This window comes from Deltaproteobacteria bacterium, from assembly GCA_016234845.1.
In the GTDB taxonomy this organism is placed as follows: domain Bacteria; phylum Desulfobacterota; class Deferrimicrobia; order Deferrimicrobiales; family Deferrimicrobiaceae; genus JACRNP01.
The window spans coordinates 1-8,741 of record JACRNP010000053.1; the positions used below are offsets into that span (position 1 = coordinate 1).

Below are 8,741 nucleotides of genomic sequence, written 5' to 3' on the forward strand. Positions count from 1 at the left end.
GCAGGTGATGCCGTACCTGCGGTTCCACGACTGCCGGAAGTTCCGCGAAATCTTCGCCCCCTACCTGCGGGGCCGGTAACGGTCGCTACTCCGCAGGGGGGCTCCCCGTTCGCATGCGCCGCCAGGCTCCCCGTCTCCGAACAGCGAACATGGCCCGCGGTCCCCTCCTCGCCTTTCGGCCCACCGTCTCGCCCCGATCCAGATCCTCATCCCCAACATAGCGGGTTCTCCGCCGGTTCCGCGCTGGCGGCTCCGCTCAGGGGACCCCCCTGCTCCGTACGCTCCCGATATGCTGCAGGCGGAGTGACGCAGCGGGGGGTTCCTCGCAGGGGGCGTATGGAGCGAGGCAGAAATTGCGTCGAGCGGAATCCGCAGTGAGCGGGCGAAGATCGCGAACGTCCCCGAGAGGAAGCCCCCCGCGAGGAACGAAGCACCACCAGCGAGGGAGCAGTACCGAGCGGGGCGCCCCTTACGGAGTAGCCCCATTGGGGACAGAAAATACGCTTCGCAGCCGGGTTATCCGAAGAACTCCTTCGCGATGCCGTAGATGTCCATGTCGACGGTCTTGAGCCGGGAGGTGGCCTCGGCGAGCGGGATCGCGACGATCCGGTTCCCCTGCAGCGCCGCCATCTTCCCGTATTCGCCCCGGTGGACCATCTCGGTGGCGAACACCCCGAACCGGGTGGCGAGCACCCGGTCGTGCGCCGTGGGCGAGCCGCCCCGCTGGATGTGCCCCAGCACGACGAACAGCGTCTCGTACTTCGTCCGCTTCTCGATCGCCTTCGAGAGAACCTGGGAGATCCCGCCCAGCCGGACGTGTCCGAACTCGTCCTTCTGCGCCTCCTGCACCACGAGATCGCCCCCCGCCCCCGGCTTCTCGACGAACTGCGCCCCCTCGGCCACCACGACGATCGAGAACGACTTCCCGCGGCTGTGCCGCCGCAGGATCAGGTCGCACACCTCGTCCAGGTCGATCGGGATCTCGGGGACCAGGATGACGTCGGCGCCGCCGGCGATCCCGGCAAAGGTGGCGATCCATCCCGCGTGCCGCCCCATGACCTCCACCACCATCACCCGGTTGTGGGACTCGGCGGTGGTGTGGATCCGGTCGATGGCGTCGGTGGCGATCGAGACCGCCGTGTCGAACCCGAAGGTGAAGTCGGTCCCGTACAGGTCGTTGTCGATGGTCTTCGGCACCCCGACCACGGGGAGCCCCATGGCGTACAGTTTGGCGGCCGCGCCGAGGGTGTCCTCGCCGCCGATCGCGATGAGCGCGTCCAGCCCCAATATCCTGAAATTTTTCAGCGCTTTTTCCGGCCCCGACGCATCCTTGAACGGGTTGGTCCGGGAGGTCCCGATGATCGTCCCGCCGACGTGGAGGATGCCGGACACCATTTTTCCGTCGAGGTCCATCGTGGAGAGCTCCAGCAGACCCTTCCATCCGTTTCGCAGGCCGACGACCCGCGAGCTTTCCACGTCGGATTTCCGGACCACCGCCCGGATCACGGCGTTGAGGCCGGGGCAGTCCCCCCCGCCGGTCAGCACCCCTATCTTCATCGTCCTTCCCTACTTTCCTAGGTTTTGAATTTCCGGACAGTATAGCAGAACCGGGCCGAATCACCCCTTGGCGCAAGGCATTTGGGGCGCCCCCAAACGACGTGTCAATAATTCGTTGACAGGCAAAAAGCATTGTGGTACTGATTTACTAATAATGCCTCGTAAGCCGAATCGGCAGTAACCGGCCATACGCTTGATAAAATGACTGTTTTTTTCGTTCCAACCGGATCCGATTCCAGGAAAAACAGGGGGGGGAAACGATGGCCGAAGCACCGCACCGGTGGTGGATGACCGCCGCGGGGCAACCCATGGAAAGAGTCGAATTCGACCCGTTCCCGCCCGCCGATGGCGAAGTGGTGGTCGAAGTGGCCGGGTGCGGCGTGTGCCACACGGACCTCGGCTTCTACTACGACGGCGTCCGCACCAACCACGCGTTGCCGCTGACGCTGGGTCACGAGATCAGCGGGACGGTCGTCGCCGCGGGCGGAGGGGCCGAGTCGTGGAAGGGGAAGGCGGTGATCGTCCCCTCGGTGATCCCTTGCGGCGCGTGCGAGCTGTGCGCGTCCGGCCACGGCACCATTTGCCGGATGCAGCGGATGCCGGGGAACGACATCCAGGGAGGGTTCGCCACCCACATCAAGGTGCCGGCGCGGGGCCTCTGCCCGGTGGACGGGGTGCGGCTCGCGTCGGCGGGACTTTCGCTTGCCGACGTCTCGGTCGTGGCCGACGCCGTGACAACGCCGTACCAGGCCGCGGTGCAGGCCGGTGTGGGGCCGGGCGACTTCGCGGTCGTGGTGGGTGTCGGCGGGGTCGGCGGGTACGCGGTGCAGGTCGCGCGGGCGCTCGGCGCCACCGTGGTCGCGCTCGACGTCGACCCGGCGAAGCTCGACGCGATGGCGGCGCACGGGGCGGCGCTGACCGTCAACGTGCGCGAGGTGCAGGGGCGCGACCTGAAGAAGGCGATCCAGGAATTCGCAAAGAAGAACGGGCACCCCGCCACCTGCTGGAAGATCTTCGAATGCTCGGGAACCGCAAAGGGACAGGACACGGCGTTCGGGCTCCTGAACCACGGGGCCACGCTCTCGGTGGTCGGCTTCACCATGGACAAGGTGGAGCTGCGACTCTCCAACCTCATGGCGTTCCACGCCCGGGCGCTCGGGAACTGGGGGTGCCTGACCGAGCTCTACCCCGCGGCGCTCGACCTGGTGCTTTCGGCCAAGGTCCCTCTGGCGCCGTTCGTCGAGCGGCACCCGCTCTCCGCCATCAACGACGTGTTCGCCGCCGCCCACGACCGCAAGCTGTCGCGGCGCGCGATCCTGGTTCCCCGATGAGCGACGGCCCCCTGAAGGTGTGGCTGGAGAAGGACGGCGCGCTGCTGCGCCTGCGGCTTTCCCGTCCGAAGGCCAACATCGTGGACGCCGCCATGATCGGGGCGCTGTCCGCCGCCTTCGACGAACATCTTTCCGCACCCCGTCTCCGGGCGGTGATCCTCTCCGCGGAGGGGCCCCATTTCAGTTTCGGCGCCAGCGTCGAGGAGCATCTGCCGCACTCCTGCGCCGCGATGCTCGCAAGCCTGCACGCCCTGGTCCGCCGGATGATCGGAAGCCCGGTCCCCATCCTTTCCGCGGTGCGGGGGCAGTGCCTGGGCGGCGGCCTCGAAGTCGTCTCCGCCGGGCACCGGATCTTCGCCGCCCCCGACGCGAAGATGGGGCAGCCGGAGATCAAGCTGGCCGTGTTCGCCCCGGCCGCGTCGTGCCTGCTGCCGGAGCGGATCGGGCAGGCGCGCGCCGAGGACCTCCTCTTCTCCGGGCGCAGCGTCGGCGCCGAGGAGGCGTTCCGCATGGGGCTGGTGGACAGCGTGGCCGACGACCCGGAAGCGGCGGCGGTCGAATATTTCGACAGGAACATCGCCCCTTTGTCGGCCAGCTCCCTGCGATTCGCCGTGCGCGCGGCGCGAATCGGCTTCATCGAGCGGGTCACCGCGAAGATCGACGCGGTGGAGAAGCTGTACCTCGGGGAGCTCATGTCCACACCCGACGCGGTGGAGGGGCTCACCGCGTTCCTCGCGAAGCGTCCCGCCCGGTGGTCCGATTCATGAGTGCGGAGGCGTTCGACCTTCGATGAAACCGGTGTTCGTCGGCATCGACATCGGGTCGTCGCGCACGAAGGTCGCCGTGATCGACGGCGACCGGCGGCTCCTGGGGCACGCGGTCCGCAAATCGGGGACCGATTTCTCCCGGACCGCCGCCGAGTGCCTCGACGCGTCGCTCGGAATGGCGGGCGCGGACCGGAAAGGGATCGTCAACGCGGTGTCGACCGGCTACGGCCGAGCCAACGTCGATTTCGTGACCGGCGGGCGGAACCGGACCGAGATCGGCTGCCTCGCCAACTGGGGACGGAACTTCTACCCCGAGGCGATCACCATCATCGACATCGGGGGCCAGGACAACAAGATCATCAAGCTGGACGCCGCGGGGCGGCGGAGCGGCTTCAAGATGAACCGGAAGTGCGCGGCCGGGACCGGCGCCTTCCTCGAGGAGATGGCGCTGCGCCTCGACATCCCGATCGAGGAGATGGACGGGCTGGCGCGGCGATCCACCGAGATGGTGAAGCTGGGAAGCTACTGCACCGTTTTTTCCGCCACGGAGGTGCTGGAGAACATCCGCCACGGCAAGAAGGTGACCGACATCGTCCGGGGAATCTTCTACTCGGTCGTCAAGCGGGTGCTCGAGATGGACTCCACGACGGAGCGCGTCGTCATGACCGGCGGGGTCGTCGCGCACAACCCGTACATCGTGGAGATGACGGAGGAGATGATCGGCCGCCCGGTCCTGCTCTCGGAGTTCCCGCAGCTCGCGGGGGCGATCGGCGCGGCCTTCTACGCGATGGAAGAAGAGGAGGGAGACGCGAATGGCTGAGGAGAAGAAGATCGTGCGGAAGAAGATCCAGGCCGGGGACATGATGAACCGGATCATGGCCGACTACTTCTACGACCTGAACGAGGCGGCGACCACCGGCAGGCGGAAGGTCGCCTGGTGCACCAGCGTGGGGCCGGCGGAGCTGCTCCGTGCGATGGGGTTCGCGGTCCACTTCCCGGAGAACCACGGCGCGATGCTCGGCGCCACCCGCATGTCCACCGACATGATCCCGGAGGCGAACGCGATCGGGTACTCCCCGGACATCTGCTCGTATCTCACCGCCGACATCGGCTCCTTCCTGAAGGGGGTGACCCCCCTCTCGAAGGCGTACAAGGGGATCGAGTCGGTGCCCAAGCCCGACGTACTCGTCTACAACACCAACCAGTGCCGCGACGTCCAGGACTGGTTCGCCTGGTACTCCGCCCGGCTGGGGGTCCCCGCGATCGGCGTCACCTCCCCGAAGAACGTGAACGACGTGACCGACGCGCACATCGACGACGTCACCCGGCAGATCCAGGCGCTGGTCCCCGCCCTGGAGGAGATCTCGGGAGCGAAGCTCGACATGGACCGCCTGCGGGAGACGGTGTCGCTCTCCCGGGAGTGCACCGAGCTGTGGAAGAAGGTGCTGGAGACGGCGACCGCGGCCCCCGCGCCGCTCACGTTCTTCGACGGCACCATCCACATGGGGCCGGCGGTGGTCCTCCGGGGGACGCAACTGGCGATCGACTACTACAAGGTCCTCCTCGCGGAGCTCGAACAGCGGATCCGCGACGGCGTGGGCGCGGTGGACGAGGAGTCGTCGCGCATCTACTGGGAAGGGATGCCGGTGTGGGGGCGGCTGCGGCAGCACTCGGAGCTGTTCGCGGGGCTCAAATCGAACGTCATCGCCTCCACCTACTGCAGCAGCTGGATCTTCCCCTCCTTCGACGGGAACGACCCGTTCCGGAGCATGGCGAAGGCGTACCTCGAGCTGTTCATCGTCCGGTCCGACCGGTACAAGGAGAAGTACATCCAGGGGATGCTGGACAAGTTCCGGATCGACGGGATCGTCTACCACGACGCCAAGACGTGCCCCTACAACTCGAACAGCCGGTACGGGCTCCCCCAGCGGGTCGAGGAGGCCACCGGAGTCCCGAGCCTGGTGATCTCCGGGGACCTGAACGACCTGCGGTGCGTCTCGGACGAGCAGACGAAGACGAACGTGGAAGCGTTCATCGAACAGATCGCGGAGGGGAAGTGACATGCTGGACGCTCTCTTCAAGCCCAGGGGCGTGGCGATCGTCGGCGCATCGACCAAGGAGCTGTCGATCGGCAACGTCATCATCAAGAACCTCCAGGAGTACGGCTACAAGGGGGCGATCTACCCTGGCCCACGTGATCATCCCCGCGAAATTCGTCCCGCAGACGATCGAGGATTGCGGGAAGAAGGGGATCAAGGCGGTCGTCATCAACTCCGCGGGCTTCAGCGAGATGGGCGAGGAGGGGAGGAAGCTGCAGGAGGCGTTCCTCGCCAACGCGAAGAAGCACGGCGTGCGGGTGTTCGGCCCCAACTGCCAGGGGATCATCAACACCGACCCCGCGCTGAAGGCGTACTGCAACTTCACCTTCACCTACCCCGCGCCGGGGCACGTCTCCGTCGTGGCGCTTTCCGGCGGCGTGGGCGCGGTGATCATGCAGGCGCTGTTCGACCTGGGGATCGGGATGCGGATGTACGCCTCCAACGGGAACGCGTGCGACATCTCCATCTCCGAGATCCTCCGGTACTGGGGGGACGACCCGGAGACCCGGGCGATCGTCCTCTACACGGAGGGGTTCGCCGACCCGAAGGAGTTCCTCGAGACGGCGCGGGTGGTGGCGGCGAAGAAGCCGGTGCTGGCGATGAAGGCGGGGCGCACGGAGCAGGGGGCGAAGGCGGCCTCCTCCCACACCGGGTCGCTGGCCGGTGTGGACATCGCCACCGAGCTGATCTTCGGGAAGACCGGGATCCTGTCGTTCACCGACGAGGGGGAGATGGTGCGGGCGGCCAAGGCGTTCGCCTCCCAGCCGATCCCCGCGGGGAACCGGGTGGGGGTCCTCACGAACACCGGCGGTCCGGCCGTCATCGCCACGGACGTCCTCGTGGCGTCCGGCCTCGACGTGCCGAAGCTGTCGGGCAGGTCGATCGCCCGGCTCAAGGAGACGATGCTCCCGGAGGCGGCGATCGAGAACCCGGTCGACGTGGTGGCCACCGCGGGCGGCCCGCACTTCCGCGCCGCGCTGGACGTGCTCCTCGACGAGGAGGCGGTCGACAGCATCTTCATCAACTTCGTCACCGCCCCGTTCACCGACACGCACGCGGTCGCGCGGGAGATCGCAACTTCATGACCGACCTCACCCAGGAACGGTTCCGCGTGACGGAGCGGATCCTGGTCGAAGGCGGGGTCCCCTGCTACGCCAACCCGAGCGACGCGGCGAACGCGCTTTGCGCCCTGGTCCGTTTCGGCCGCCTGAGGAACCGCGACATCGGCAAACCCGAGACGATCGACGGCGTGGACGCCGCCCGGGCGAGGGCCGTGGTGGAGCGGGCGCGCAGGGACGGACGCAACGTCCTCTCCGCGACCGACGTCTACACGATCTTCGGCGCGTACGGGATCCCCGTGGCCGGGTGGAAGGTCGTCGATGATTCCGCCGCCGCCGTCGCCGCCGCGGACGCCATCGGGTACCCGGCGGTCGTGAAGGTCGACTCGGAAGCGATCGACCACAAGAGCGACATGGGCGGGGTGGCGGTGAACCTTCCGGACGCCGCCGCGGTGCGCCGGACGGTGGAGGGAATGCAGGCGCGCCTCGGGAAATTCGGGAAGCTCCGCTTCCTCGTCCAGAAGTTCCTCCCCGGCGGCCGCGAGCTGATCGTCGGCGCCAGCGCCGAGCGGGGACTCGGCCACCTCGTCATGTTCGGGCTGGGCGGGATCTACGTCGAGGTCCTGAAGGACGTGGCGTTCAAGATCGCGCCGGTCACGAGGGTCGAGGCGCGGGAGATGCTCGCCTCCATCCAGGCGAAGGCGCTCCTCGACGGCGTCCGCGGCGCGAAGGGGGTCGACAAGGAGAAGGTCGTCGACCTGATCCTGCGCGTCTCCCAGCTCCTCGCCGACCTCCCGGAGATCCGCGAGATGGACCTGAACCCGATCATGGCGTTCGAGAACGCCGTCTACGCCGTCGACGGCCGGATCCGGATCTGAATCTCCGTACGGTGCGGAGGGCGCACACCGATGAGCGTACGGAGCAGGGGGGTCCCCTGAGCGGAGCGGCCAGCGCGGAACCGGCGGAGAACCCGCGCTTTTGACTGTGAGGATGTGATTCAGGCGAGACGGCTGGCCGGAGGTCGGGGAGAGGACCGAGGGCCACGTTCGCTGTTCGGAGACGGGGAGCCTGGCGGCGCATGCCCCAATACGAGCTTCGCGCCGCTGGGGTACCCCCGCTGTAGCAGAAACGGGGGGCACGAACGGGGAGCCCCCCTGCGAAGTAGCTCATCCTCCGGAACGAGGGATCAGTTGATGACGATTACCATACGACTCCGGCGAAGGAGTTGCCGACAGGAGGATTGCCGATGCTGACGAAAGCGTACATCCCGTACCGCGGCTACTACAGCACCCCGTTCGTCCGCTGGCAGGGGACGCTGGCCAACGAGAACTCGATCGTGCTCGGCGCCGCCACCTCGAAGCGGTTCTTCGAGTCGAAAAAGTGGGATCCGAAGGCGATCGAGTACGTGATCGTCGGCTCCACCGTCTACCAGAAGCAGTGGTTTTACAGCGGCCCGTGGGCGGCCGGGATGATGGGCGCGGCGGGGGTTCCCGGAGTGCTGGTGAGCCAGGCGTGCTCCACTTCCGCGTTCGCCATCCACCAGGCGGGGATGGGCGTGGAGACCGGGATGTTCGGAAACTCCTGGGTCCTTCTGGCCGACCGGTGCTCCAACGGGCCGCACGCGACCTGGCCCAACCCCAGCGGTCCCGGCGGGCAGGTGATCGCCGAGGACTGGGTGATGGACAACTTCGGCAAGGACCCGTGGGCCGGCGGCGCGATGATCCAGACCGCCGAGAACGTGAGCAAGGAGCACGGCGTGACCCGCGAGCAGTGCGACGCGGTCACCCTGCGGCGGCAGGAGCAGTACCAGGCGGCGCTGGCCGACGGCCGCGCGTTCCAGAAGCGGTACATGTTCCCGGTCGAGGTGGCGCTCTCGAAGAAGAAGACGGTCACCGTGGAAGCGGACGAGGGGGTCTTCCCGAGCACGAA

6 protein-coding genes and 1 pseudogene are annotated in these 8,741 nt (G+C 67.5%); 6 read left to right on the top strand and 1 reads right to left on the bottom strand.

Annotated features, from left to right (window positions below):
• Positions 1-516 precede the first annotated feature (516 nt).
• On the bottom strand, positions 517-1,557 hold the full coding sequence (locus HZB86_04470; GenBank protein ID MBI5904791.1) for a 6-phosphofructokinase: 1,041 nt from the start codon (positions 1,555-1,557) through the stop codon (positions 517-519).
• A gap of 260 nt (positions 1,558-1,817) precedes the next feature.
• Between HZB86_04470 and had the strand changes: the two genes are divergently transcribed.
• The 6 genes and pseudogenes from had to HZB86_04500 form a co-directional block, all read left to right on the top strand.
• Positions 1,818-2,888, top strand: coding sequence for a 6-hydroxycyclohex-1-ene-1-carbonyl-CoA dehydrogenase (gene had, locus HZB86_04475; GenBank protein ID MBI5904792.1), 1,071 nt, complete (start codon positions 1,818-1,820; stop codon positions 2,886-2,888).
• Complete coding sequence (locus HZB86_04480; GenBank protein ID MBI5904793.1) at positions 2,885-3,655, top strand: cyclohexa-1,5-dienecarbonyl-CoA hydratase; 771 nt, start codon at positions 2,885-2,887, stop codon at positions 3,653-3,655. Before had ends, HZB86_04480 begins: the two co-directional genes overlap by 4 nt.
• A 22-nt stretch (positions 3,656-3,677) precedes the next feature.
• The gene (locus HZB86_04485; GenBank protein ID MBI5904794.1) at positions 3,678-4,475 is read left to right on the top strand and encodes an ATPase; all 798 of its coding nucleotides are present in this window, start codon (positions 3,678-3,680) and stop codon (positions 4,473-4,475) included.
• The gene (locus HZB86_04490) at positions 4,468-5,715 is read left to right on the top strand and encodes a 2-hydroxyacyl-CoA dehydratase (GenBank protein ID MBI5904795.1); all 1,248 of its coding nucleotides are present in this window, start codon (positions 4,468-4,470) and stop codon (positions 5,713-5,715) included. The genes HZB86_04485 and HZB86_04490 overlap by 8 nt, the downstream gene beginning before the upstream one ends.
• A 1-nt stretch (position 5,716) precedes the next feature.
• Positions 5,717-7,690, top strand: a pseudogene (locus tag HZB86_04495) (acetate--CoA ligase family protein).
• A gap of 368 nt (positions 7,691-8,058) precedes the next feature.
• Positions 8,059-8,741 (top strand): thiolase family protein (locus HZB86_04500; protein ID MBI5904796.1); only part of this gene is annotated, 683 nt, incomplete at its 3' end.